Raw genomic sequence first — 25,247 nt, forward strand, 5'->3', positions numbered from 1 at the left:
GCCTACTCAAAACTTCGTCACCACGCCGATGCCGATGCCCTCGAAGCCGCCCATCGCCATCAATGCGGCTGGCGCCTCATCGAGGCTGATCCTTTTGCCGACCAACAGTTCGGGCTTCAGCTTGCCGGTGCGAATCATGTCCATCATGGCGGAATAGCGGTAGGCCTGCATGCCGTGGCTGCCGAGGATTTCGAGCTCGAAGGCGATGACCTTGTCCATCGGCACTTGCGGGCGGGCATGGTCGCCCAGCATCAGCCCGACCTGAACATGGCGACCGCGCCGGCGCAGATTGGCGATCGAGTTGAAGCACGTGGTTGGATGGCCGAGCGCGTCCATCGACATATGCGCGCCGCCGTTGGTGATCTGCTTGACGGCCTTGACGACATTGGGCGTGGTCGAAGCGTTGATGGTCGCGACCGCCCCGATCCTTTTCGCAAACTCCAGCTTCTCGTCGGTGAGGTCGATGGCGATGACATTGGCGCCCATGGCGCTGGCGATCATGATCGCCGAGAGACCGACACCGCCGCAGCCATGCACCGCCACCCACTCGCCGGGCGTCACCCGGCCCTGGTCGACGATGGCGCGGAAGGAGGTGACGAAGCGGCAGCCGAGGCTGGCGGCAGTGGCGAACTCCATCTCGTCCGGCAGGCGTACGAGATTGGTGTCGGCATGTTCGATGCCGACATATTCGGCGAACGAGCCCCAGCCCGTGAAGCCAGGTTGGGTCTGGTGCTCGCAGACCTGATGGTTGCCGGAGTTGCATTCGAAGCAGCGGCCGCAGCCGACGGCGAAAGGCACGGTGACGCGGTCGCCGGCCTTCCAGCGGCTCACCTGCTTGCCGGCGGCGACGACGACGCCCGCCAGTTCATGGCCGGGGACATGCGGCAGCGTGATGCCGTCGTCATGACCCATCCAGCCATGCCAGTCGCTGCGGCAAAGACCGGTCGCCTCGACCTTGATGACGACGCCATCCCCCGCCGGCTTGGGGTCAGGCACGGTCTGGATCGTGGGAGCTTCGCCGAATTTTTCGAAGACGACAGCTTTCATGGGAGTGCTTTCTATCCAGTTCAAAGGGCAGTGCGGTTTTGGGTAGTAGGTCCCAAGCTAGGTCGGCAATGGTGGTTGGTCGAGCGATGGTTGCCGCTTGCAAAACCACTCGCCGGCTTCGGCATCCCATGGCCAAACACCGGAGGTTGTCGGAAAGATAAGCTGCATAATCCGGAAAACGGGCCCGTCGTAAAACCATATGCCCCAACCGAAATATTCAGGGTAGTGGTCGGGATGGACCGCACCGAATTGACAGTCGAAGCCTCCTCCCAGGAAACCCGACGCCCGCTCTCCAACCTTGAACCTCTCGCCGCTGCGCACTCGTCGGCAATACTCGTTGATGATGGTCTGCGAAAGCTCCGGCTTGAGCCCGATGACGACCAGCTCAGGGGCTTTGAAATTGTACTCTATCCCCACCGAGTAAGCGAATGGCGGGTGCTCGTCGTCCTCCAGCACGCAGAGAATATGACAGCCATACTCCTCCATATCGGCGAGCGTCTTAGCCTCGTCGGGATCCCTGGCTTCCCTACTCGGCATCGATCTGGTTCTGCGGCGCAGCCTTCTGGAACGCCGGCAGCGCCATGCAGGCGGCGTGGATGCGCGAGATCACCGGATAGGCCGCCATGTCGACGCCGAAGCGGGCATTGTTGGTGACCTGCGCGGCGAGGCAGATATCGGCGAGCCCCGGTGTATCGCCATGGCAGAACCTGCCGGTCTCGGGCGAGGCGGCCAGAATCTTTTCAAGCGGCTGGCAACCTTCATTCACCCAATGCCGGAACCAGTTGACGACATCCTCGTCGCCGGCGCCGAACAAGGTGCGCAGCGAGGTGAGCACGCGCAGATTGTTCACCGGATGGATGTCGCAGGCGATCATCTGCGCCAGCATCCGGACCCTGGCGCGTCCCAGCGCATCCTTGGGCAACAACGGCGGCTCGGGCTCGATCTCGTCGAGATATTCGATGATCGCCAGCGACTGGGTTAAAAGCGTTCCGTCGTCGAGCACCAGCGCCGGCACCAACCCTTGCGGATTGACCGCGAGATAGGCGGGCTCGAGATGCTCGCCATGGCGCAGATGGTGGGGCACATAGGTGTAGGCACGCCCCTTCATCTCCAGCGCGATCCGCACCCGGTATGAGGTGGAGGATCGATAATAGTTATGGAGGACGAGGTCGCTCATCGCCTCGGCTGCCCGATGGTGACCTCGACGGCGCCGATGCCGTCGACGCCACCAGTGATCTTGTCGCCCGCCTGAACCGCGCCAACGCCGGCCGGCGTGCCGGTGAAGATCAGGTCGCCGGGCTGGAGCTCGACCGACTCGCTGCAGATCGAGACGACATCGGCGACGGGCCAGATCAGCTCGGCGAGGTCGCCGTCCTGTTTTACGTCACCGTTTACAGCGAGCCAGATGCGACCCGTTTGGGGATGGCCAGACCTTGCGACCGGAAGCAGAGGGCCGCAAGGCGCGGAGAAGTCGAAGGCCTTCGACCAGTCCCAGGGGCGGGCCGCTTTCTTCGCCTGGTCCTGCAGGTCGCGGCGAGTGAGGTCCACGCCGACGCCATAGCCCCAGACATGCGCGAGCGCCTCGGTGCGAGGGATGCGGAAGCCGGCCTTGCCGATCGCCACGACCAGCTCGATCTCGTGGTGGAGATTGCCAGTCAGCGGCGGGTAGGGGATCTCGGCGCCGCTGTCGACCACGGCGTCGGCCGGCTTGGTGAAGAAGAAGGGCGGATCGCGCTCGTCATTGCCGAGTTCTCGCGCATGCGCCGCGTAGTTGCGGCCAACGCAGAAGATGCGGCGCACGGCAAACCGTTCCGCCGAGCCGGTCACCGCGACCGAAGCGATCGCGGGCGGAGGGAGGACGAAGTCTGCCATAGGCGGTCTCTGCGTTGGAAATGAATCGATCCGCACATTCGGCCGATTTCGGCAGGCGGGCAAGGCATTAGGCCACGAAACATTGCCGACCATGGCGGGTTCACCAAGCGGCGGCAGGACCCGCCGCGGCCCCTTTTTCTTTTGTGTTCGCAATCGGTTGGCAGGAACTGCCTGTGAATTCGCTGCTTCGCACTTGCACAAGATTATCCCGCACTGCAAAATAACTGCGGCGGGGAAAACGAAGCGGTTCCAGGCACGGCTATGCCGGGACCTCGAGTTGCGAGGGACGGGCATGACCGACATCTCCGCGACGGCCGGCGTCCTGCCGCGGGCCGCAGCCGACAAGGCGGCACGGGCAAGGCTGGCCTATCTCGACGGCTGGCGCGGCCTGTCGATCGCCTTCGTGCTGATCGGCCATTTCTTTCCGATTCGCGGCATCAATCTCGGCGTGCTCGGCGTCGAGTTCTTCTTCGTGCTGAGCGGCCGGCTGATGGGGGAAATCCTGTTCGTCGAGCGCTTTCCGCTGAAGAAGTTCTTCAAGCGCCGGTTCGCCCGCGTCTATCCAGCCCTGCTGGTGTTCGTGGTTGCCGTCATGATCGGGCTCTCCGGCACCTTCATTGCCTTCAAATGGAAGGCGGCGCTTACCGCGCTGACATTCACTTACAACTATGCCGGCATTCTCATCAATCGCGCGGGCGCGCTCGACCATATCTGGTCGCTTGCCATCGAGGAGCATTCTTATGTCATCCTGGCGCTGATCAGCGTGGCGGTTTCCAGGCGCGCGAATGTCGTGCGCCTGCTTGTCATGCTGTCGCTGCTCGCTATGGCCAACGGCGCTATTTCCTACTGGGTCTTCGGCATGGACTACGAAACCAGCTATTGGCGAACCGACGTGCATATCGCCTCGATCCTGCTGTCGGCGGCGATCTGCCTGCTCAAGGCCGATGGACACCTGCCGGCATTCCTCAGGAGCCGGCATCTGGCGCTGGCGGCCGCGGTGGGGGGAATCTTGCTGTTCCTCGATCCGGTGCCGACGCCCTTGCACTATCTGCTGGGCGTGCCGCTGCTGGCGCTCGCCGTCAACACGCTCGACTTCGCCGGCGGCTATCTGACCGGCCTACTGTCATCGCGGCCGATGGTGATGCTGGGGCTGTGGTCCTACTCGCTCTATCTGTGGCAGCAGCCCTTCTACAAATTCGTCCATGACCGCGACGTGGCGCCGATCCCGATGCTGGGCGCGGTCTTCGCCTGCGCCCTGGCGAGCTACTACATCGTCGAGAAACCGGCGCGCGGCTGGCTCAACCGCAATTGGTGAGGAGGTCAGGCCTTGCCGGTTTTTTGTGCGGCGAGATAGCGCCGAAGCCCGGCTTCGCCGCGAGGTGTGGTCCAGCGGTGATTCCACGCGAAAGCCGGTCTGAGCAAGGGTGCCAGGAGTTTGAGGATCGGCCTCTCCACGATGACCTGCCAGGTGAGCTTCACATGCGTTCCGCTTCCGGCTGGCGACAGCTCAGCCCGCCACAGGCCGTCGAAATCGCCGAAGGTCTTCACCACCACCAGCCGGCCAGGCTCGAGCTCCGCGGCCTCGATGATGAAGTTCAGCTCGTAGGGCAGGGCGCCTCGCGCCCTGGCTCTTGCCCGTGACCCGACGACGGCCTTGCCTTTCTTGTCGAGCGGCTCGACTTCCTTGTAGGCGTCGCCCCACCAGAGCGGCAGCAACTCGGCGTCGGACAGAACGTCCCACACTTCCTGCGGCGTGGCATCGGGAATGTTCCAACTCTCGTCGAAGCGGAAGACGTTGCTTGGCATGATGTCACGCCCCCGGCACGCGAAGACGATACATTAGCTGCAGCTTCTGTTTGTGGCCAGTGCGGCGGCCGCATGAGACCTTGTTTGGCTCATGGTTGAAAGCCTCTGGCTTCCAGGGCCATGCGCTAGTCGATCGGCTTGGCGTAGTAGCGCACCGACTTCCTGCCGCCGTGGATCACGGCATCGCCGACCTCGGCAAAGCCGAGCGCCGCGTGAAAGGCATCCGATGTGGGGTTCGGGGGATCGGCATTGACCTCGCAGGTTACGATCGTGTGGCATGCGCGCCTGACATGCTCGAACAGATCCTCGTAGAGACGGCGGGCATAGCCACGGCCGCGCGCTTCGGCCGCGACCACCACCCGGTCGACATAGACGAAGCGGGAGTAGCGCTCACGAAACCAGAGGAAGTTCGGGCTTTCGTAGCTGGCATCCTGATCGAAGCACATGATGAAGGCTTCGAGCGCCCCGATGCGGCGCGTGTAGAAAGCCTGCCCGATCAGGAATGACAGGCGCTCCGGCTCCAGCCAGGACAACTCGGCGGCATGCTCGTTGTTGAGAGCGAGAATGGCGGCCTCGTCGGCAGGCGAAACGCGTTCGATCGGCGAGCGATCTTTCGACATCGTCACTTCCCGCATCAGACCCTCGCGGCCGCGATCGTTGCCGCCGCCAAGTCCTGGTCGGTCACCGTGTTGCGGTACTCGCGATCGAGATCGGTGCCGCCCATGCCGACATGCGGGTTGCGGTAGCGCATGGCGCTCGGCACGTCGGCAAGCGCGGCGAAATGCATCTCGGTCAGTCCGGTTTGCCGGCGAACCTCGCCGATATTGTCGGGCGCCAGCCCGCCGCAGCCGACGATGATGATGCGTGCGCCGGCCTGGCGAACCAAGCGCGCGAGCAGATCGACGCCCTCCAGCGCCGTGTCGCGTTGCCCGCTGGTCAGCACGCGGCCGACCTTGCAGCGGATCAGCGCTTCGAGCGCCTCGGCCGGGTCACGCGTCATGTCGAAGGCGCGGTGGCAGGTGACATTGAGGGGACCGGCGGCGCGCACCAGTTCGCTCATTCTCGCTTCATCGATTGCGCCGTCAGCGGTCAGGCAGCCGACGACGATGCCGGCCACGCCGAGATCGCGCAGCGCGCCGATATCGGCCAGCATCGATTGGTATTCCGCCTCGCTGTAGAGAAAATCGCCGCCGCGCGGGCGCACGATAACATGAAACGGGATGGTCGCACGTTCGAGGGCTACGCGCACCGTGCCGAGGCTCGGCGTAATGCCGCCTTCGACGAGGCTGGCGCAAAGCTCGACCCGGTCGGCGCCGGCGGCCTGCGCGGCAAGCAGCCCGTCAATGCCTTCGACGCAGAGTTCGATCAGGGGCCTTTGAGTGTCGGTCACCATCATCTATCCATGTTGAAGAGAAAGCGCAGCCCTAGCATTGGGGCGATCGAGGCGAAAGCCGCATCAATCGGTCCAGCAAGCGAAGCGGTCACTTTGCGCTTCCGGTTTTGTTCGGCGCGCAGTTATTGATTGCTCAAGCCTTGGAGCGCCCGCCCTACCGCGGAACAGCTGAGCCCCATTGCCTCGCTACTGCTGCAGGATTGTGTTCTTGGCGCCTTGTTCGACCTGGTCGATCACCAGCAGCTTCACCGGGTCGCTGCCGATATTGGTCGCCTGATGCCACTGGCCGATCATCTCGACGATGAAATCGCCGGTCTTGTAGGTGTTGCTGTTGCCGGTCTCGACGTTGGTGACCTTGAGGGTGCCTGCCTCGACATAGGCATAGCGCGGGAAGGGATGTTTGTGCACCGGCAGCGTCGCGCCGGGCGCGATCTGATAGGCCGAGACCTGGACCTCGACATTCTTCTGGGGCAGCTTGATCGGCTGGCCGGATGCCGTCGTCGTCTTGGACGCCAATGGCGTCACGACAACAGGTGTGGCCGAACTGTCCAGAGCGTCGGCGGTGGTTGCATAAAAAGCGGCCGCCAGCAGCAGCGCCGATGCCGGAATGTTTCGCACGATTTCCTCCCGAAATGATCGGCAAAATCGCCTAAGCGCTGTCGACTCGCAAGGAGAAAGGATTTGGGCTTCCCGGGCTGTATGAACTATCAGCTGCCAGGTCCTTCAAATCTGCCCCGCACTTGGGTGCTGCCGCACCCAGTCCCTTGATAGACCGGAATCATCCCCTAGTTAGTTTACCTGGCGTAGTCGCGAGTTGCCTGGAGGGTACTGCGCCGTTCTGACGGCATGCGGCGGAAGGACGGCTGGCCGAAGCGCCTTTGGAGGGTGCCGTGCGTCAATATCTGGGATCCAGCTTGGTCCGTTTCGCGTTCGCGTGCTCTGTCGCGATAGCTTGCGCGGGAGCCGCGGCCGCCGGCGAGCGCGGCCAAGGTCGTAACGCTGGTGGCGATCACGGGAATAACGGAGGTCATGGCGCTGGCAGCAACAACGGTCAGCACAACGGAACTAGCGGCGATCCCGGTGGCTCCGGCGGCAGTCCGCCGTCTGACCCACCGTCCCCACCGTCTAACGATGACGGAAGCAGCCCCACCACAACCGGGTCAGTGACGTCAAGGGCGGGCGTAGCCGGCAACGGCGGAAGGTCGCTCGACCTTCCGCCCGCCCTGCTGCCCTTCGAAGACAGCGCCATTCCACTGGCAGTCCATCCAATCGAAGTGCTGCCGGGTGTCCCGGACAACATCGTTCGTGCCTGCCGTGAGGCAATCGAGCAGGCCGCAGCTCAGTTTGGCGCGACCAGTGTGCGCGTCAGCAGTGCAGGTTCCGTACGGCGGTTGAGCCGACAGAGGATATCGGCTCCCGTCCAGGTCAGCATCGACTACGGATATCAAGGCGGCGTCGAGACGCGCCAGGCGCCGGTCGGCTGCGAATTGAACGCGAAAGGCAGCGTGATCGGGCTGACATAGCGCACAGTGGGAGCGCTCGCCGTAGACGTCGAGTTCAGGCTGCCCAGCCCCGATTTTCCAGGGCAGTCGTTCCAGCTCAGTCCAACGTCGAATGGCTTGGCCGGAGGGAAAACGGAAGCGTGATGGCACGCACACGGATTTCGCGCGACGGTTTGCGAACCTTGCTGGACGTAGTCTTCTTTTGGCTGACAGCTTTCGTCTGGCCTGCGCCGGCCGATGCGCGGCCAGTGCGCGGCTTCAGCGGCGGCTCTATCTGAGCGTCGCGGCGCTGAGCCCGAAGTTTATCATTATCGGCACGCGCGGCGGCCAGCTCGCGGGCGAAAGAAACCGTCGCTTCACGTTGCTTGTCCAGAGCCTCCTTCAGCCTCATGGCGGCCTGTCCCAAAAGTTGGCGGGCTGTGTCACGCTCGAGGCGGGCTTTGTTGAGGTTCTCTCCGACCGACACTGCTGAAGCGCGTTCTCGTTGCAGAGCCTGCGCCGTCTCGGCAGCACTCTGCTCCGCGCGCTCTTTCGCTGCGACCGCCTTGGTGCGCTCCTGTAACGCCGCGTCGCGCTCCAACCGGGCCTTGTCAAGGTCCTCCCGGGTCGCGACTGCCGAAGCGCGTTCGCGCTCCAGCGCCTGCGCCGTCTCGCTAGCAGTCTGCTCCGCACGTTCTCTCGCCGCGACAGCCCTGTCTCGCTCCTGCAACGCCGCGTCGCGCTCCAGCCGGGCTTTGTCGAGGTCCTCACGGGCCGCGACTGCCGAAGCGCGTTCGCGCTCCAGCGCCTGCGCTGTTTCAGTGGCAGCCTGCTCGGCATGCACTTTCGCCGAGACAGCCTTCGCTCGCTCCTGCTCAGCCGCGTCGCGCTCGAGGCGGGCTCTGGTGACGTCCTCTTGGGCCGATATTGCTGAAGCGCGTTCGCGTTCCAGAGCCTGCGCCGTCTCGGCGGCAGTCCGCTCGGCACGCTCTTTTGCTAAGACGGCCTTGGCTCGCTCCTGTTCGGCCGCGTCGCGCTCGAGCCGGGCTTTGTCGAGGTCCGCACGGTTCGCGACTGCTGAAGCCTGTTCCCGTGCCAATGCCTGCGCCGTCTCGGCGGCAGTCTGCTCAACCCTTGCTCGCGTCGCAGCGGCACCGGTCCGTTCCCGCTCAGCCGTGTCCGCGATCGCGGCCTTGGACTGCTCCATTTCAGCGATGTCGCCACGAAGGTCCTCCGACTTCCGGCGCTCCTCGTCAAGCATTCCGCTCGCTTGCGCCAGCGAAGCCTCGGCTTTGGCGCGATCCCCGGCGGCTTTGGCTTCCAGCTGTTCAATTTGCGCTCGCGCTTGCGCTAGGTCGCGCGCCATCCGTTCGGTTCGCTCCCGTTCGAGGCGAGCAGCGGGCATCTGTATAAAGACATGGTCGATGGTTTCGCTGATCCGCGCGCGGACATCTTGCGCAATCCACCGCAATGCCTCGAGTGTGCGGGCTGCCACAAGTTCGTTGCGCAAACGCTCCTCCTTGGCGTCGTCGGCGGCTGCCAGGCTTGTCTTCAGCACCTCGATCTGCTTGCGCGTCTCAGCGAGCGCACTCTCCAGAGCGGCACTCCTGGCGCGCTCCTCCTCCATCGCTCGGTGCTCTTGGCCAGCCAATTCCGTTGCAGCTGCTGCCTGAGCACGAGCTGCCTCGACCTGTGCTTCGGCAGCGTTGAGATCCGGTTTGGGCAATTCGCCGTTCGTGGGTGCGTCGGTTGATGCCGTGCTGGCAGGAATCTCCAAAGGGCGTGAAAGATCGGGAAGGGAGTAGCTATCGGCCCGCGAAACAGCGGGGGCGCTTTCGACCGGCTTTTGTTTCGTCAACGCATAGCCAAGCGGCACGGCCAGACAAATTGCGGCGACGCTCAAGCGTAACAAGGGGCTCGTCGGCCTGCGAACACGGGGAGGTAAGGCCATGGCGAAGCTTGTCGCCGGAGCGAAAGCATCGGGCAGGTCCTCGCGCGAGTTCTCGCCCGCTTCGGGCGTCGTGTTGAGATAATCCTTTCGCACCCCGGACTTACCGGAGTTTAGACCCTGAACATCCGGGGCCGGGGGCACGGCGGCCCGGGAAGAAGCCGCCTTGGCTGCAAGATTGCGTGGGCGATCCCAGGCCCAAGAAGCCTCATCGAGGGGAATAGGCGTGCTTTCGCTCAGGTAGCCATACTGGTGACGCCGTCTCGCTGCGATGAGGATACGCCGGACCACAAGAAAGAAGCCTACCAACACAAATATTGTCATCCCGCCCAGGAGAGCGAGACCTGTGTCGTCTGCGTAAAACCCGGCAAGATCTGACATCGCCGTACCTGCGCGGTTTCCGATGTAACTTTAAGCTCGTGAAGCGGTGTGTGGCTCCTCGCCCTGGCTAACTTTGCTGCCTGCCTTCGAAGCTGTCACCGCTTCGGCCCCAGTACTGGGGGAATTTTGTCGATGCATGGCTGGGCGCCGGTCGAAAGCCAGCTCGCGCCTCTCCATCCTCAACGTCCCGGGGAGTTCTCCCACGGTGCACGCCATGCCACCATTTCGGAGTCTGGACGCTCCATCGTAAAGTTTAAGCTAGGTCACAGACCTCGGTGGTCAACCATCTGGGCGACAGTTCGGCCATGCAAAATGGCCATCGCGGTGCCCGGCACGAGCGCCAAGACTCCCGCGGCTACCTCATCAAGCTCGACGAACTGCTGACGATGCCGAAATCGGCAGGCCATTTGGTCCTGCTGCCGAGAGAGGATCTGGCACTTGGCGGATCTCAGTAGATCGTCATGAGGATCGGGAGGTAACTGCCTGCTCGCAATTGTTCGATTGCTTCGATGGCGGGATAGGCTGCGGGGAAGTACAGTCCATCCTGGAAGTTGCGCTTGAGCGCTTTCGGGGAGAAGACAACTTCGGCAGAGTCCGTATATTGGGACAGTTTCGGCCAGAACAGCGGCGTACAGCGCGCATAGGAATCGTATTGCGAGCCGAAGATCGTCTTCAGGTGTTCGGCCTCCTTGGCTGCCGTGATGACCAAGATCCAATAGCTGAAAAATCCCAGCGCCAGAGCGACGGCGATCGATCCATGGATCAATCCGATTCCAACTGCTCCAAGCGTAGAAAAGAGATAGAGCGGGTTTCTGGTCAACGAGTAGGGGCCGGAGGTAATCAACTCCAGATTCTTCTTTGAACCGATATAGAGAATGCTCCACATCCTGCCCACGAAGCAGGTGAGGACCAGGCCGAGACCCGCCATCTGGATCAGTTCATGTACGCCCCCACCCAATCCGGGGTGCGAAAACAGGATAACGGTTGCAGCAACCAGCCCCGCTGCCCGAGCGGCGTTTATCCGCATCCTTTGATTGACTGACTGAACTCTCATCGAGGCCCCCGGGAATGAAGGGGCCGCGTTTCTGGGCTCCGCATTTTGACGGCACCCCCCATATGCGGCTCGCTTGCGCTTGCCAGGCTTTGCTGGCCGTGCGGTTGAACAGGAGGGGTATCGATCATTGGATCGTCTCCTCGGTAAGCTGAAGGAAGACGTCCTGGAGCCGCCCGCTCTCGGGTTCGAAGGCGAGGATCGGCATCTCGGCGCGGATCAGGACGTTCGGGATTTCGTTGTTGAGCTGGCGGCTTGGAGGTGTTTTCGTCGGATCAAGAAGCTCGACGCGCAGCCAGCCCGCGTCTCCGTTGACAAAATCTCCCGTGATAGGCTGCAGAATGGTCGTCAGGATGCGGGTGGAGGTCGCTTCCGTGTCGATCGTTCCCCCTGCGCGCCGGCCGGGTTCTTGGCTTCCTCGGCCCAAACGGCGCTGCAGGCAAAACGCCTTTCGTGACCCATAGGACTTGTTAGGGTCTTCGGGCGCGAAGACGTGAGCAGATGAGCCGGGCGCTACGGCGACACTTCCGCGAGACATTCAGTGCAGGCTCCCTCGTGCCTGCGAGCACGTTTCAGGTTGACGCGCATATGTATTGCAGCAGTCGTCAGGCTTTACGATTCGGCAGTTGAGCTGACTCGCTTGCGACGGGATTACCCCTTTTTTGCGAAGGGTTTCTTCCGTGTTGTCCGAAATCAACGCCAGAGTGGGCTTAACTGAGAGAGCGGGATTTCGGCTCATTGTAGCGCTTGAAGGAAGTCGTCGCCGAGCAGGCGCCGGAGCTGCGGCTGCAAAAGAGCATGCTCGCGACGGGAGCGACGACCGGAACGGCGCCACCTCCCGCTGGGGGCGTCCGGAACCTCGGGTGAGCCGCTACGGCTTTCGGTTAGGCCGGCAAAGCCGTTTTGGGCTATCGGTCCGCCGGCGCGCTTTGTCCTATCTTGGGTTTCCAACGTCGGGCAACGGTCGCGCTGGGTCCCTTAGCCAAGCCTACGCTCCGCTGGCTAGCGCGGCGGGTCGGTTGCGCAACACTTGTCAACTTGGTGGGTCGCATTGCTGCAGGCGAAGCTCGCGCAAGTACGTACAGCCGCACACCGCCGCAGAGCCATTAGGAGTAAGCGAACTCGGCGCCGCGGCAGAGGCGGCAAAGCGGCACTGCGTGCTTGTCTGGTCGAGTCCAGTGTTGGTGCTCCGAAAGCCGATGAAATCATATGAAGGAGGTCCCCCATGAAACCTGTTCGTTACTGCCTGGCGCCCGGCGCGTTCGTCCTCGTGCTTGCCGGGGCGACCGGCGCGTCGGCCGCGGAACAGCCGATAGCCTGCAAGAAGGTGCCGTTGGTGGTGCGGGACATGTTCCACAAGGATTTCCCCGTCGCCAAGGTCAAGGCATGCGCCCGCGAGGTCGAGAACGGAGAACTGGTTTTCGAGATAGCAAGCGTCGAGGGCGCAATGACGCGCGATGTGCTCTACCATAAAGACGGCAAGGTCATCGTCGTCGAGGAATCAATTCCGATGGAAGCGGTGCCTCAATCGGTGCGTGCGGCCGTTGATACGAAATTCGCAGGTGGAAAGATCAAGCTTGCGGAGAAGCTGATGCGCGACGGCAAGGTGAGTTACGAGTTCCAGATAAGCTACAAGGGCAAGAACGTTCAGCCCGTCTTCGATCCGGATGGAAAGGAAGTGAAGGGCTGATGGGCGAAACTCTTGCACTGAAGGGTCGCTGACATAGCTTCAATCAGCCTGAGAGAAGAAACAAGTCCGGCGCAGGCAGACGGGCTTGCGGACCTCACTCGAGTTCAGCAGAAGGCAGCCGTCAACAAGCGCCGGACATCCGGGCGATCGAACCTACCTGCCTAACTTCACGTGTCCGCCGAATTGGAGCGTCGCGCGCACACTGAAGGTGTGCGTTCTCTCGTCCTCAGCATTCTCCGCGAATGTGTAGGCGGCGCCGAGGTTCCATTTCGCCGCGCCGGACGGCGCGTCTTCTTCTTCCCCAGACGCATAAATCACTTCGAAATCCGCCAATTGCTCGCGGGTGTCCGGACCGTCGGCGACAAAGTTCCGCTGATGCGTGTAGGTGGCTATGTAGGTCATAGGTTGCACTTCTAGCGCGACAGATCCGGTGAGAAGCAGAGCGTCGTCCGGACCGCCATCGAAATGCTTAAGGTAGGCCGATTCGCCGAGAAGCCTCAGTGTGTTCCCGTTGAGGTCGAAGCTTCCAGTGGCGGCAGCAAGGTAGGCCAATTCATTGCCGGTCCCCGGCAGCGGTTCCTCTTCTTCTTCCTCCTCCTCCCCTGTGTCGGCGGAGAGCCCGGGCTTCTGGTATCGGATGCCAAGGCGATAGCCAAATTCACCGTCCTTGTAACAATCGCCCTTTTCTGCGCCTTTGCAGCCATCAAGGGTAACCGAGAATGAGGATAAACCGGTGGTGTTGCCGGCACCGCCATCCGCCAGCGTGAGCCGTCCACGGTTGGTAAAGAGCGACTCGCTGAGGAACGTCCGGTCGGTCGTGAATACCGTCGCGGCCAGGGCATGGTTCAGCCCAAAGCCCTCGAAGCCAACAACAGCTTCGCCACCCAGACGTTCGTCAGCGTCAAAAACAGACGCCAGATCCGGGGCGTGTATCCCCGGCAGGGCTTCGCTGGCCAGGCTGAACACCGTGTCGAACTTTCCGGCCCTCACGGTCAGGGGATCGACCTTAGCGAGGGCGTAGAGCTCACCGACATAGGTGCCGATCCCTTGAAAGGCCGCATCCTCCCCGGGTTCCGGGTCGACCACGGGCTCGGTAATGATGGCGCTCACGAACCGAAGATAATCCGTCGGCGCGTAGAAAAGATCGAGCTCCAACTTCGGAAAGAACACATCGGATCTCAGGAAAGACGGATGTGCGCCAAATATCCAGTCGTTCTGCAACTCCGCGGTAGCCTCGTACCCCGCGCAGGGCGCAGCGCATTCTTCGGCCAGAGCCGGTAGAGTTTCTTCGGCCAGAGCCCGCTCGTGCTCCTCCGCCAGTGCCGAAGCCGAAGAGTACAGCAGCCCTATGCCACTAAGTGCTAAGATAAAAAGGCGAATGACCGGCGAGCCCCCATGAGATGCACCACGCGTCGATGATATCCGATGGTTCCACTGTGGCAACTGCGATTTCGTCATTTTGTCCCTTACAAACGCGACTTGTCTCATACAAACGCAAACGTGTCGCATCTCTACAACACTGCTTCGCTGTTCCGCGCCCGGTACGCTCCCCCGAGGACCGCCGGCGCAGCAAATTGGCGGTCCCGCTTCGCCTTCCTCGAATCAATATTCGGGCACTCCCCGACCGAGGCAAATTGCGCCAGAGCACGTCCAGCCTTTCGCTGGAAACAGACACACGCGCATGCAACCGACGCGAGCACTCACGGCGTGAGTGGCTATCCTAATAAATTTGTATGAACTATTTCTCTACTCCAAAAGTTAGAGACCCGCCGGATATACGGTAATAGCGCCTTGCAATATTGATTAATTATGCGGCGCCCTCCCGCATGATACGCTTTGGGACTGTCTCTGATCTGTCGCAGGCGCGCTTTCGCGCGCCGCGGAATCGCGGGGGGTTGCCGTGCTGCAAACGCTCGTCAAGCTGAGTCTCGAATTTCGGCATCTGGTCCTAGCAGCCGCGCTACTCTTGGTAGCGGCGGGTGCCGTTCTGCTTCCCAAAGCCAAAACCGATGCTCTTCCCGAGTTCGGGGCGCCGGTCGTGGAGGTGCAGACCGAGGCGCTCGGCTTGTCGACAGGCGAAGTGGAAAGCCTGGTGACCATCAATCTCGAAGAGATTCTGACCGCGACGCCGTTCCTCAAATCAATTCATTCCAAGTCGGTGCCGGGGATGGCTTCGGTGTTGCTCACCTTCGAGCCCGGCATGGATCCGATGAAAGCCCGACAAATGGTGCAGGAGCGTCTTACGATGGCTTGGGCCCTGCCCAATGTCTCGAAGCCGCCCACCATGCTGCAGCCGAAGTCGGCGGCAGGCCGCGCCATGATCGTCGGACTGTCGTCCAAGACCGTGTCGCTGATCGACATGTCGGTGCTGGCCCGGTGGACGATGACGCCGAAGCTGCTCAGCGTGCCGGGCGTCGCCAACGTCGCGATCTGGGGCCAGCGCGCTCGCCAGCTTCAGGTGCAAATCGAACCTCAGCGCCTCGAATCGGCAGGCGTCTCGCTCGATGAGGCCGTAGAGAGCGCCGGGGATTCGCTCTGGGTCTCGCCGCTCAGTTATCTGGAAGCGTCAGTACTCGGAAGCGGAGGCTGGATCGACACGCCGAACCAGAGGCTCGGCATCCAGCATGTGCAACCGATCAGCAAGGCCAGCGACCTGACGAAGGTTGCTGTCCCGTCTTCCGCGCTCAGGCTAGGAGACGTGGCCGAGGTCGTCGAAGGCCATCCGCCGCTGATCGGCGATGCGATGATCAACGGACAGCCTGGCCTCATCCTCGTCGTCGAGAAGCTTCCCAACGTCGACACCAAAGCGGTCGTAGCGGGGGTCGAAGCTGCGCTCGCGGAGTTGAGCCAAGGCATGCCGGGCATCGACATCGACGCCTCCCTCTACCGCGCCTCCGATTATGTCGACAGCGCCTTGGCCAATCTGGTCCGGATGGTGATCGCCGCCATGGTGGTCGTGTCCGTAGCCCTCTTCCTGTCCTTGACGCCGGTCGGCACGGCGAGCGTCGCCGTCGTCGCGATCGTCCTGTCGTATGTCGCGGCACTTGTCGCTCTCTATTTCAGCAGCCCGATCTTCAACCTGATCCACCTGGCCGGCCTCGCGGCCGCGCTTTCCCTCGTGGTCGACACTGCGGTAGTGGCTGCCGAGGCCCTCGGGCGACGCCTTCGTGCCGGTGGCGGCCGTCCGCTCGCCGCGCCTCTATTCGATGCGATCGGCGAAATCGGCAAGCCAATGATCTATGCAGCGGTGATCGGTCTGCTGGCGGTCGCTCCGATACTCGGACTCGACGGCGAAACCGCGGCATTCTTCCGGCCGCTGGCTCAGGCCTATGGCGTCACGGTGGCCGCTGCCATGGTCGTCGTGCTCTTGGCGGCGCCCGCCCTCGCGATGGTTTTTTTCCGTTCGGGCAGCGCAGCAGGAAACAGGTCCGAACCTGTGGTGGCGCGGCTGTTCGGTGCGGCCTATGGGCGGCTGCTGGGGAGGTTCTCGGCGACGACCGGTCCTGCCTATGCGATCGTGGGTCTCGGAGTGTTGGCGCTACTCGCGGCGACGCCCGCCCTGAAGTGGTCGCCGTCGCCGTCCTTTGACGAAGGCACCGTCCGCGTTTCGTTCAAGGCCGCGCCGGGTGCATCCTTGCCCGCCATGATCCGCACGATGGCGCGACTGGAATCCGAAGTCCGCGCAATCGATGGAGTCAGCTCCGTCGCTGGCCATCTCGGCAGGGCCATCACGGGCGACCAGGTCACCGGCATCGAATCCGGGCAGCTCTGGATTGGGCTCGACGAGCGGGGGAACCGAGCCGCCGCACTGTCGCAAATTCGCGACACGATGGAAGGCTTCGCGGACCTCGAGGTGAAGGTTGAAGGCTATCTGGCCAGTACGGCCGGGCGGATCTTCGCCGACGCCGGCGAACCAGTGGTGGTCCGCATCGAAGGGGCCGAGACGGCCGTGCTTGAAGAGCAGGCAAAGCTCGTCGCGGCGAGAATCGCCGCCGTTGACGGCATCAACTCCGTACGCATCGACAAGAACGCTTTCTCGCCCGAAATCGAGGTCAAGGTCGACGTTGCGGAGGCTGCCGCACGTGGACTGAAACCGGGAGACATCCGGCGCGCGGCAGCGACGGTCTTCGCCGGGCTCGAGGTTGGCAATCTGTTCGAGCAGCAAAAGGTCTTCGAAGTGGTCGTTTGGGGGGCTCCCAACGCACGAAGCAGCATCGCCGACGTCGAGAATCTTCTGATCGAAACGCCTGATCGCCCGCATACACGCCTTGGCGATATCGCCGAGGTGCGGATGGTGCCGCAGTTGAGCACCATCGAGCGTGACGGCGTCACGCGCAGCATGGACGTTCACGCCAGCGTCGCAGGCCGCAGCGTCACGGCAGTGGCGGAAGACGTGGCGGCAGAGCTCAAGAAGGTGCAGCTCCCCTTCGAATACCATGCCTACGTTCGGGGCGAGTATGCCGAGAGCCGTGCAGCCATGCTGCAGGTGACGCTCTTCGCAGCGTCGGCGGCAGTGCTGATCTTCTTCCTGCTGCAGGCGGCGCTGCAAAGCTGGCGACTGGCGACCGGCATGTTCCTTTCGCTGGTGGCAGTGTCGGGTGGCGTCGCGGCGATCCTCGTGGCGGTAACGGGCACCGTTTCGGTTGGGGCGCTTGCCGGACTTCTCGCCGTCCTCGGGCTTGCACTCCGCAACGGTCTGGTTCTGGCCAGCCGCGTCGATCAGACCGGGGAGGGTGACGAATCCTGGCCGGACCGTGTCGCGGCGGCCGCGCGCGAGCGCTTTGCGCCTATGCTGACGAGCACGCTGGTCACCTGCCTCGCCTTCCTTCCCGCAGTGGTCATGGGCAGCGCCGCCGGTCTGGAGATTTTGCATCCAATGGGATGGGTCGTGATCGCAGGCGCAGTCATTTCAGTCCTGATCAATCTGTTCGTCCTACCGGCCATGATGCTCCATTCCGGCCCGGTTTCACGACGCCTTGGAGGAGTTGCACATGCTTCGCAATAGGCTTTTTCTTAAGTCATCCCTCGTCGCCGGTGTGGCTTTCGTCGTGGTTGCCACGGGACCCCTCGCGGTCGCGGAGTCGCCCGCAGGCGCGCCTGCCAAGCTGGTAGAGGTCGCAGGTTCGCCATTTCCACGCGTGGTTCTGACCGAACAGGCTGCCAAACGACTGAGCATCCAGACCGAAGCGCTGCGGGAGGAGACGGCCAAGCGGTGGATGATGATGAACGCCCAGGTCGAGATTGCGAGCGGTGAACCGTCGGTGAATGCAATTACGGAGACGGCTTCCATCGCGCCGGCCGGTGAAAGCGGCCAAGCACGGCAATCCCTGATCAAGGTGCCTGTGGACGCGGCGAGCCAGATGTTGATCGCGGTTGTCGACGACGAGGATGACGAGGACGAGACCGGCGACCACGACGAGTTTGCCGAGATTTTCGGCGTCGCCAACCCGGCGGACGAGGATAAGGACGGTCTAGTGGTCGTGCTGCTGACCGGCCAAGGCCGCTCCGGTAAATATTACACGGCGCGGCCGGTGGCGGTGAAGGACCGGGACGACGGGCGGTTCTTTGAATTCCTCGAGGCAAGCAGCGGCGTCAAGCCAGGCGATCATGCGTTCGTGGCGATGAAGGCGCCGGAGAGCGGCAGCATGGCGAAGATCGTGCCCTACTCGTCGGTTGTCTATGACGAGCACGGGGACAGCTGGCTCTACTCCAATCCGGAGCCGCTCGTCTTCGTCCGCCAAAAAGTGGCTGTCGAGCGCGTCCTTGGCGACATAGCAGTGCTGTCGGACGGACCAGCGCGCGGCACGCCGGTCGTGTCGGTCGGCGCGGTCGAGCTGATGGGGGTTGAATTGAAGTTTGGCGGCCACTGAGCGGGCGTGAAAGACATTCCGTCGCTTGCGAACGCCTGAGTTAGCCGGCGTCCAATCATCCGAACAAAGGACAGGGCCATGTTCCGCTGGATCATCGGCACGAATCTGAAATACCGGTATCTGGTACTGGCCGCGGCAGCGCTGATGGTGCTGCTGGGTCTGGACGTGTTCCGCAAGATGCCCGTGGACGTCTTCCCCGAATTCTCCCCGCCGCTGGTGGAGATTCAGACCGAGGGTATCGGCATGTCGACCGCCGAGGTCGAGGAGCTGATCACCATTCCCCTCGAGGATGCACTGCGCGGCACACCGGAACTCGACGTCATCCGCTCGAAGAGCGTGATGTCGCTGTCCTCCATTGTCATGATCTTCAAGCGGGGAACCGACATCATGCACGCCCGGCAGCTCGTCCAGGAGCGAGTGCAGCTTGCGTCGGCCAGACTGCCGTTCGGCTCGAGCCCGCCCGTCATGCTGCAGCCCTTGTCGTCGACCAGCAGGACCATGAAGATCGGCCTTTCGTCGAAGGAGCTCACTCAGCTCGACCTGTCGATGACCGCCTATTGGAAGATTCGCTTCCGCCTGCTGCGCGTGCCCGGCGTCGCCAACGTGGCGATGTGGGGCGAAAAGCTCAAACAGCTGCAGATCCAGGTCGATCCCGCACGCATGCTGAAACACGGCGTGACGCTGAACGAGGTCATGGAGGCTTCGGCCGATGCGCTGGACTTCGGCCTGCTGCCGATGTCGAGCTCAGCCAAGAGCCAGACCGTAGGCTTCATCGACACCGACAACCAGCGATTGTATGTCGGCGCCGACATAGCGTCCAGCGTGAAGCTGGAGGACGTCAAGAGAATTCCGGTCGAGTCAAAAGCCGGCGAGCGACTGGTACTGGCGGACTTTGCCGACGTCACCTGGGGGGAACCGCTGCCGATCGGCGACGCTGTGATCAATGACGGTCCCGGCATGATGCTGATCGTCGAGAAGTTCCCGTGGGCGAATACGCTGGAGGTCACGCGCGGCGTCGAGGCCGCCTTCGCCGAAATGAGGGACGGCCTCAAGGGCATCGACGTCGACCTGCAGATCTTCCGCCCGGCGACGTTCATCGAGCTCTCGATCCATAATCTGACAATGGCCTTGCTGGTGGGATCGGTCCTGGTGGTCTGCGTTCTCGGCGCCTTCCTGTTCGAGTGGCGGGTGGCGCTCATCAGCCTGCTGGCGATCCCGCTCTCCCTGGTCGCGGCGGGACTTGTTCTCTACTGGCTCGGAACGACCATCAACACGATGGTGCTGGCCGGCTTCGTCGTGGCGGTGGGATCGGTGGTGGACGACGCTATCATCGACGTTGAAAACATCACGCGGCGATTGCGCGAGAATCGCCGCAGCGGCGCTGGCAAATCGGTGGCATCAGTTATCCTGGAAGCATCGCTCGAGATCCGCAGCCCGATCGTCGCCGCGACCCTCATCATCGTCATCTCGGTCGTCCCTGTGTTCTTCATGGGGGGGCTGTCGGGCACTTTCTTCGTACCGCTGGCGACGTCCTATTCCATCGCGCTCCTCGCTTCGATGGCCGTGGCGCTGACGGTGACGCCGGCACTCTGCCTTATCCTGCTTCAAGGAGCGCCGATCGAGCGCGTCTCGCCGCTTGTCGGGCGGTTGCAGCGAGGCTATGCCGCCATGCTGTCGCGGATCATCGCGGCTCCTCGCACGATCTTTGGGATCACCGCGTTCGTCGTGGTCGCGGGATTGGCCGTTTGGCCGCTGCTCGGAACCTCGCTCCTGCCCTCCTTCAAGGAACGTGACTTCCTCATGCACTGGCTGACGCCGCCCGGGACATCGCATGCAGAGATGTACCGGATGACGGTGGCTGCCAGCAAAGAACTGAGATCCATTCCCGGGGTGCGCAACTTCGGCGCTCACATCGGCCGGGCGCTGGTGGCCGACGAGGTGGTGGGCATCGACTTCACGGAGAACTGGATCAGCGTCGATCCGAAGGTCGACTATGACGAGACCCTGAAAGCGGTTCAGGACACGGTCGGCGGCTATCCCGGTATCTATCGCGACGTCCAGACCTACCTTCGCGAGCGCGTGAAGGAAGTGCTCACCGGGTCGGGCGAGTCGATAGTGGTTCGGATTTTCGGGCCTGACGCGGCGATGTTGCGGGAGCAGGCGGTGAGGGTCCGCGACGCCCTGACCGGCATCGAGGGCCTGATCGACCTACACGAGGAGCCGCAGAAGACGGTACCGCAAATTCAGGTCACCGTGGATATCGCCAAGGCGGCTTCCAGGGGTCTCAAGCCCGGCGATGTTCGTCGCGCTGCTGCCGTGATCTTCGCCGGTCACGAGGTGAGCGACGTTCATCGCATCGGAAAGGTGTATGACGTCATGGTATGGTCGACGCCCAAATCGCGGCGCGGCCTCGACGACGTACAGAACGTTCTCCTCGATACTCCCGACGGCGGTCAGGTCCGGCTCGGCGACGTTGCCGAAGTCAAGATTGCCCCGGTGGCCAGCACCATAAAACGTGAGAACGCCTCGCGCCGCCATGACGTGCATGCCAACGTGCGCGACCGCGACCTGGGCTCGGTCGTCCATGAGGTTGAGGAGCGCCTGGCCAAGTTCGAGTTTCCGCTCGGCTATCATGCCCAGCTGCTGGGCGAGGCGGCGGAACGCAACGCTGCGCAAAGCAGGCTCGTCTATGCCTCTGTTGTCGCCGCGGTCGTAATCTTCATGCTGCTGCAGGCCTCCTTGAGAAGCTGGAGGCTCGCTGCCCTGGTTTTCCTGTCACTGCCGGCCGCTATGGTCGGCGGGGTCATCGCCGCGTATCTGGGCGACGGCATCATCTCGCTAGGCGGCCTCGTGGGGTTCCTGACGGTGTTGGGCATCGCGGCCCGCAACGGGGTGCTTCTGATCCACCATTTCCTGCATCTGGAGCGCGAGGAGGGCGAGCCCTTCGGACCGGAACTTGTCCTGCGCGGCGCGCGTGAACGCCTTTCGCCCATTCTCATGACGACGCTGGCGACCGGTCTTGCGCTCGTCCCCCTGGTTGTCACCGGCAACATTCCCGGGCAGGAAATCGAACATCCGATGGCCATCATCATTCTGGGCGGGCTGATCACGTCAACGCTTCTGAACCTCTTCGTCGTGCCTGCCATCTATCTCAGACTCGGTTCGCTGCAGGCGCGATCGCCGGCGCGGACCACAGGTCTCGGCCTGGAACCATCTCCCCTTTGATACAAGGCCCGAGACCTAGAGCAGAACGTTCGTGACTCTACCGCATCCAATCCACCGGCTATACCGTTGGCGATCTCGATCGCGCAGCGAAACAGCATGACAACTTACAAAACTCGGAGGACTTGAAGCAGCAAGGAACGCGTCCGTGATTTCGTCTTCACAAAGCGGGCAGGCCAACAGGGCTGGGCCTAGCCGGCGGGCCTAGGAAACGAAATACGGCACCGGCTATACGCTCCTGCCGCTATGATGGGGCACGCATCCATAAGTGAAGCAACGTCGCTAATTCCCGCGCGGTCTGGGTTTTGGTCCTGGAAGGCTTTCGCACGGATTTGCGGCCAATCTGGCGATTCGCGGATCTCTTAGCCAGAGAGTCTTCTTTCTTCTTTCTAGAATCTCGTTGCGGCCCACATCGACGGCCGATTGGCCTTTCGCGGCAAAGGCATAGTCGGCTCGGTTCGTGCGATAGTCTTCCTTTTGGATGGACATCTTTTTCCTCCCGGTCCGCGGCTCCCTCCACTAGCCTGGACGGAGAACACTAGCTGCCGATGCATCGCAGGAGTCTACAAATTGAGGATTGTATTAAAATGATACACTCCACCCGCTCGTCTCACGGGCGCCGCTCAGCATTACCCTGAACCGGCCCGTATGCCGCGCCTATTCGTCGCTATCCTCTCGTCGCTTTCGGAATGCTGTTCCGGACCGCATCGTCCGCTTGCGCTTCAACGTGCGCTTGGCAGCCTTGGTCATAGCCGTGGAAAGTCTTGTGCAGTTGCCAGGGCGGCAACAAGGCCGGGTTGTCCGTGCAAGGTGGTCTCGCCACAGCACCCGGCTCCCAGGCGGGCAAGGAGGGCGACTTATGCTATACGTTGCGTTCTTGGTCGGATACGAGCCGATGGATCAGGAAAGACTTCTGGCCGCAGTCCTCCTAGCTGATGTCGTGGGCAGCACGCCGCTCTATGAGCGCATCGGCGACGATGCAGCTCTGCAGCAGATCTCGGATTGCCTCGACGCGATACGCGAGATCGTCGCCCGGCACGGCGGTGACTTCATTTACTCGAAGGGCGATGACGTGCTCAGCCTGTTCGACAGTTCGGAGGCGGCGCTGAGGGCCGTCTTCCAAATCAGCAGCGAACTGACGAAAGGGCCGTTGCACGCCCGGATCGGATTGCATTTCGGGGCGGTCATTCGCGCGCGGGGCGCGGTATTCGGAGACGTTATCAATGTCACCGCAAGGTTGTCCACCACGGCCAACCCCGGGGAGGTGCTGATCAGCCAGAGCTTCTTCGAAGCCCTTTGCGCGGATAGCCGCAGTGCCCTGCGGCTCCTCGACAAAATGGCTTTCAAGGGAAAGCAAGAACTCTTCGATGTCTATACCCTGGGGAGCGAGGATCGGGCCCTCAGTACGCAAATCGTCAGCCGGGGCACGGTTATCGAGAGACGCTCCGCCCCGCCGCGGCAGATCAATCTGGTCATCCGCTATGGAGATCAGTTGCGATCCTGCCGAAACAACGAGTTGGTGACGATCGGCCGATCCCCGGAATGCAACATCGTCATCCAGCGGCCCTGGGTCTCAAGGCACCACGCGACCTTCACCATTTCGAATGGCAAGGCCGTGCTTATCGAGCGAAGCTCGTCGGGCACCTTTGTGTCGATGGGACCCGACCATGAGGTATTCGTGCGCCGCGAAGATATTCTTCTCTTCGGCTCCGGCGTCATCTCGCCTGGACGGAGATCGTCCCTCGACGACGCCGAAATCCTTTACTACGAAATTTTCTCAGACTGACCCGGCCCGGCTTGACCGTTGCCGCATGCTGCCGGATCCAGCGCCGCGCGCTTGCAGAATCGGAAGTTTATTCAGTGAAATTCAATGGCAATTGGCTCCCCGGGCCGGATTCGAACCAGCGACCAACCGGTTAACAGCCGGTTGCTCTACCACTGAGCTACCGGGGAACGGAGGCTCTGACGTGAGTGGCGCAGCCTATAGCAAACACCTTTCGGCTTTGCAAAGCAGCAATTCGCAATTTTTCTGCAGTTTTTCGTGCGGCGATTTGTGGCATCGTCTCGGCGTGCCCACATATGAGCGGCTTGACACCGGCATGGAACAATGCGGCTGGTCGTCCTTTGGTATTTATGACATCGGCCGCGCAGATGGGATCTGGCTTTGAATGACGGCAACTGACGACGATAACCCACCGGCGCGCAAGATCACGGTCTTCGGCCGCGACTTCTCCATGCCGCGCTCGCGGGGATTGCGGATCGCGATCGGCGTGCTGCTCACAATCGGCGGGATTCTGGGCTTTCTGCCGATTCTCGGTTTCTGGATGGTTCCGATCGGCCTGCTGGTCCTGTCCTACGAATTCGCATTGGTGCGTCGTCACAGGCGCCGCTTCGTCGTCTGGTGGGAACGCCGCCGGCGGCCGGATTGAGCGCTTTGCAGGTAGAAGGTCCGGCAGGTGCCGGCGACGCCATCGGGATCGGCCGCAAGCAATCGGCAACCACTGCCTTCGATGACGGATGGGAAAGCATCGGGAATGACTTGCCGGTGCTTGACGACCTTTCACCGCCAACATATTGAGTTGCCCCGGAACGCCGGGAGCATGGAAGGCCTCGTGGCGGAGTGGTTACGCAGAGGACTGCAAATCCTTGCACCCCGGTTCGATTCCGGGCGAGGCCTCCAATGCCCGGGCTCCGGCGCTGTCGCGCCGGGGCGCTAGGTTCCGGTCGAATTGGCCCGCGTCATTTGCCTGGAAATCGGATCGGGCGCGGGCAGCGAATTGGGCGCGGGAAGCGGGTTGGTTGGGACATGAACGCTGATTTCTCCGAACGCCGCGTGAAGATGGTCGATGGCCAGATCCGCACCACCGATGTGACCAGCGCGCCGCTGATCGAAGCGATGCTTTCCGTGCCGCGCGAGGCTTTTGTCGGCGCCGGGCAGCGGGACCTAGCCTATATCGACGAGGACATCCGCATCACCGATGGCGTCAGTGGCGGCGGTGCCCGCTATCTGATGGAACCGTCACCGCTCGCCAAGCTTTTGCAACTGGCCGAAATCAGCGACACCGATTCGGTGCTCGATGTCGGCTGCGGCACCGGCTATTCGGCCGCGCTGCTTTCCCGAATCGCAAAATCGGTGGTTGCGCTCGAAAGCGACCCGGCGCTTGCCGAAGCCGCGAAGTCGACCCTTTCGGCACTGAATTGCCAGAACACCACCGTAGTGATCGGGCCGTTACCGCAGGGTCATGCCGCCGCGGCGCCCTATGACGTCATCTTCATCGGCGGCAGCGTCGAGGAGGTGCCCGCGGCATTGCTCGGCCAGCTCGCCGAGGACGGACGGCTGGTTGTGGTCGAGGGGCAGGGCAACTCCGGCGTTGCGCGTCTTTTTGTCAAGGCCGGGGGGGTTGTAACCGGCAGACGCGCATTTAATGCGGCAATTAAGCCACTACCGGGGTTCGAACGTGCTCATGCGTTCGAATTTTGAGCGGT

General features: G+C 62.5%; 23 protein-coding genes and 2 tRNA genes. 13 read left to right on the forward strand and 12 right to left on the reverse strand.

Annotated elements, in window-relative coordinates; all coding sequences use genetic code 11:
- Nucleotides 1-6: 6 nt before the first annotated feature.
- Genes P9217_RS19345 through P9217_RS19360 form a run of 4 tightly spaced genes read right to left on the reverse strand, consistent with a single transcriptional unit; the run spans nucleotide 7 to nucleotide 2,919 of the window.
- Nucleotides 7-1,047 (reverse strand): zinc-dependent alcohol dehydrogenase family protein, encoded by a 1,041-nt coding sequence (locus tag P9217_RS19345; protein WP_067329463.1) that lies wholly within the window; start codon nucleotides 1,045-1,047, stop codon nucleotides 7-9.
- A gap of 57 nt (nucleotides 1,048-1,104) precedes the next feature.
- Nucleotides 1,105-1,584 carry a DUF4262 domain-containing protein gene (locus P9217_RS19350; RefSeq protein WP_278087670.1) on the reverse strand — a complete coding sequence of 160 codons (480 nt, stop codon included), beginning with the start codon at nucleotides 1,582-1,584 and terminating at the stop codon, nucleotides 1,105-1,107.
- Nucleotides 1,574-2,224 (reverse strand): maleylacetoacetate isomerase, encoded by a 651-nt coding sequence (gene maiA / locus P9217_RS19355; protein WP_278087669.1) that lies wholly within the window; start codon nucleotides 2,222-2,224, stop codon nucleotides 1,574-1,576. Before maiA ends, P9217_RS19350 begins: the two co-directional genes overlap by 11 nt.
- Entirely contained in the window at nucleotides 2,221-2,919 is a 699-nt protein-coding gene (locus P9217_RS19360; protein WP_278087668.1) for a fumarylacetoacetate hydrolase family protein, read from the reverse strand. The genes maiA and P9217_RS19360 overlap by 4 nt, the downstream gene beginning before the upstream one ends.
- Nucleotides 2,920-3,211: 292 nt before the next feature.
- Here P9217_RS19360 and P9217_RS19365 point away from each other — a divergent pair, with 292 nt between their 5' ends.
- Nucleotides 3,212-4,234 carry an acyltransferase gene (locus P9217_RS19365; protein ID WP_127245672.1) on the forward strand — a complete coding sequence of 341 codons (1,023 nt, stop codon included), beginning with the start codon at nucleotides 3,212-3,214 and terminating at the stop codon, nucleotides 4,232-4,234.
- A gap of 5 nt (nucleotides 4,235-4,239) precedes the next feature.
- Here the strand turns inward: P9217_RS19365 and P9217_RS19370 are convergent, their stop codons facing one another.
- The 4 genes from P9217_RS19370 to P9217_RS19385 form a co-directional block, all read right to left on the reverse strand.
- Entirely contained in the window at nucleotides 4,240-4,725 is a 486-nt protein-coding gene (locus P9217_RS19370) for an SRPBCC family protein (protein WP_095778449.1), read from the reverse strand.
- Between the two features lie 125 nt (nucleotides 4,726-4,850).
- The gene (locus P9217_RS19375; protein WP_278087667.1) at nucleotides 4,851-5,345 is read right to left on the reverse strand and encodes a GNAT family N-acetyltransferase; all 495 of its coding nucleotides are present in this window, start codon (nucleotides 5,343-5,345) and stop codon (nucleotides 4,851-4,853) included.
- Nucleotides 5,346-5,359: 14 nt separating this feature from the next.
- Complete coding sequence (locus P9217_RS19380; RefSeq protein ID WP_278088303.1) at nucleotides 5,360-6,118, reverse strand: copper homeostasis protein CutC; 759 nt, start codon at nucleotides 6,116-6,118, stop codon at nucleotides 5,360-5,362.
- Between the two features lie 186 nt (nucleotides 6,119-6,304).
- Nucleotides 6,305-6,736: a cupin domain-containing protein gene (locus P9217_RS19385; RefSeq protein WP_127217354.1), complete on the reverse strand. Its 432-nt coding sequence runs from the start codon at nucleotides 6,734-6,736 to the stop codon at nucleotides 6,305-6,307.
- Between the two features lie 545 nt (nucleotides 6,737-7,281).
- On the opposite strand from P9217_RS19385, the gene P9217_RS19390 reads away from it, so the two are divergent.
- Nucleotides 7,282-7,641, forward strand: coding sequence for a hypothetical protein (locus P9217_RS19390; RefSeq protein WP_067329484.1), 360 nt, complete (start codon nucleotides 7,282-7,284; stop codon nucleotides 7,639-7,641).
- A 76-nt stretch (nucleotides 7,642-7,717) separates the two neighbouring features.
- On the opposite strand, the gene P9217_RS19395 is transcribed toward P9217_RS19390, so the two are convergent.
- Nucleotides 7,718-9,928, reverse strand: a complete 2,211-nt coding sequence (locus P9217_RS19395; RefSeq protein WP_278087666.1) for a hypothetical protein — start codon at nucleotides 9,926-9,928, stop codon at nucleotides 7,718-7,720.
- Between the two features lie 275 nt (nucleotides 9,929-10,203).
- Between P9217_RS19395 and P9217_RS19400 the strand changes: the two genes are divergently transcribed.
- Entirely contained in the window at nucleotides 10,204-10,383 is a 180-nt protein-coding gene (locus P9217_RS19400) for a hypothetical protein (RefSeq protein WP_127240287.1), read from the forward strand.
- Here the strand turns inward: P9217_RS19400 and P9217_RS19405 are convergent.
- Nucleotides 10,377-10,982, reverse strand: a complete 606-nt coding sequence (locus P9217_RS19405) for an isoprenylcysteine carboxylmethyltransferase family protein (RefSeq protein WP_278087665.1) — start codon at nucleotides 10,980-10,982, stop codon at nucleotides 10,377-10,379. The two genes, P9217_RS19400 and P9217_RS19405, sit on opposite strands and share 7 nt — an antisense overlap.
- 127 nt (nucleotides 10,983-11,109) lie before the next feature.
- On the opposite strand from P9217_RS19405, the gene P9217_RS19410 reads away from it, so the two are divergent.
- The gene (locus P9217_RS19410) at nucleotides 11,110-11,436 is read left to right on the forward strand and encodes a hypothetical protein (RefSeq protein ID WP_278087664.1); all 327 of its coding nucleotides are present in this window, start codon (nucleotides 11,110-11,112) and stop codon (nucleotides 11,434-11,436) included.
- Between the two features lie 768 nt (nucleotides 11,437-12,204).
- Nucleotides 12,205-12,669: a hypothetical protein gene (locus P9217_RS19415; protein ID WP_127403953.1), complete on the forward strand. Its 465-nt coding sequence runs from the start codon at nucleotides 12,205-12,207 to the stop codon at nucleotides 12,667-12,669.
- A gap of 153 nt (nucleotides 12,670-12,822) precedes the next feature.
- Here P9217_RS19415 and P9217_RS19420 read toward each other — a convergent pair whose 3' ends face one another.
- Nucleotides 12,823-14,127, reverse strand: a complete 1,305-nt coding sequence (locus tag P9217_RS19420; protein WP_278087663.1) for a hypothetical protein — start codon at nucleotides 14,125-14,127, stop codon at nucleotides 12,823-12,825.
- 442 nt (nucleotides 14,128-14,569) lie between these two features.
- On the opposite strand from P9217_RS19420, the gene P9217_RS19425 reads away from it, so the two are divergent.
- The 4 genes from P9217_RS19425 (at nucleotide 14,570) to P9217_RS19440 (ending at nucleotide 23,547) form a co-directional block, all read left to right on the forward strand.
- Nucleotides 14,570-17,674 carry an efflux RND transporter permease subunit gene (locus P9217_RS19425; protein WP_095825623.1) on the forward strand — a complete coding sequence of 1,035 codons (3,105 nt, stop codon included), beginning with the start codon at nucleotides 14,570-14,572 and terminating at the stop codon, nucleotides 17,672-17,674.
- Nucleotides 17,661-18,539: a hypothetical protein gene (locus tag P9217_RS19430; protein ID WP_127214972.1), complete on the forward strand. Its 879-nt coding sequence runs from the start codon at nucleotides 17,661-17,663 to the stop codon at nucleotides 18,537-18,539. The genes P9217_RS19425 and P9217_RS19430 overlap by 14 nt, the downstream gene beginning before the upstream one ends.
- Nucleotides 18,540-18,617: 78 nt before the next feature.
- Nucleotides 18,618-21,764 (forward strand): efflux RND transporter permease subunit, encoded by a 3,147-nt coding sequence (locus tag P9217_RS19435; protein WP_278087662.1) that lies wholly within the window; start codon nucleotides 18,618-18,620, stop codon nucleotides 21,762-21,764.
- Nucleotides 21,765-22,656: 892 nt separating this feature from the next.
- Complete coding sequence (locus tag P9217_RS19440) at nucleotides 22,657-23,547, forward strand: FHA domain-containing protein (protein ID WP_164747268.1); 891 nt, start codon at nucleotides 22,657-22,659, stop codon at nucleotides 23,545-23,547.
- A 92-nt stretch (nucleotides 23,548-23,639) separates the two neighbouring features.
- Here the strand turns inward: P9217_RS19440 and P9217_RS19445 are convergent.
- Nucleotides 23,640-23,714 (reverse strand) — tRNA-Asn (locus tag P9217_RS19445).
- A 14-nt stretch (nucleotides 23,715-23,728) separates the two neighbouring features.
- Between P9217_RS19445 and P9217_RS19450 the strand changes: the two genes are divergently transcribed.
- The 4 genes from P9217_RS19450 to P9217_RS19465 all read left to right on the forward strand — a co-directional run bounded on the left by P9217_RS19450 (nucleotide 23,729) and on the right by P9217_RS19465 (nucleotide 25,242).
- Nucleotides 23,729-23,929: a hypothetical protein gene (locus P9217_RS19450; RefSeq protein ID WP_127214986.1), complete on the forward strand. Its 201-nt coding sequence runs from the start codon at nucleotides 23,729-23,731 to the stop codon at nucleotides 23,927-23,929.
- Nucleotides 23,930-24,190: a hypothetical protein gene (locus P9217_RS19455; protein ID WP_066999931.1), complete on the forward strand. Its 261-nt coding sequence runs from the start codon at nucleotides 23,930-23,932 to the stop codon at nucleotides 24,188-24,190.
- A 177-nt stretch (nucleotides 24,191-24,367) separates the two neighbouring features.
- Nucleotides 24,368-24,441 (forward strand) — tRNA-Cys (locus P9217_RS19460).
- A 126-nt stretch (nucleotides 24,442-24,567) separates the two neighbouring features.
- Nucleotides 24,568-25,242, forward strand: a complete 675-nt coding sequence (locus P9217_RS19465; protein WP_278087661.1) for a protein-L-isoaspartate O-methyltransferase — start codon at nucleotides 24,568-24,570, stop codon at nucleotides 25,240-25,242.
- Nucleotides 25,243-25,247 lie beyond the last annotated feature (5 nt).

The sequence above is a fragment of the Mesorhizobium sp. WSM4989 genome, assembly GCF_029625795.1.
In the GTDB taxonomy this organism is placed as follows: domain Bacteria; phylum Pseudomonadota; class Alphaproteobacteria; order Rhizobiales; family Rhizobiaceae; genus Mesorhizobium.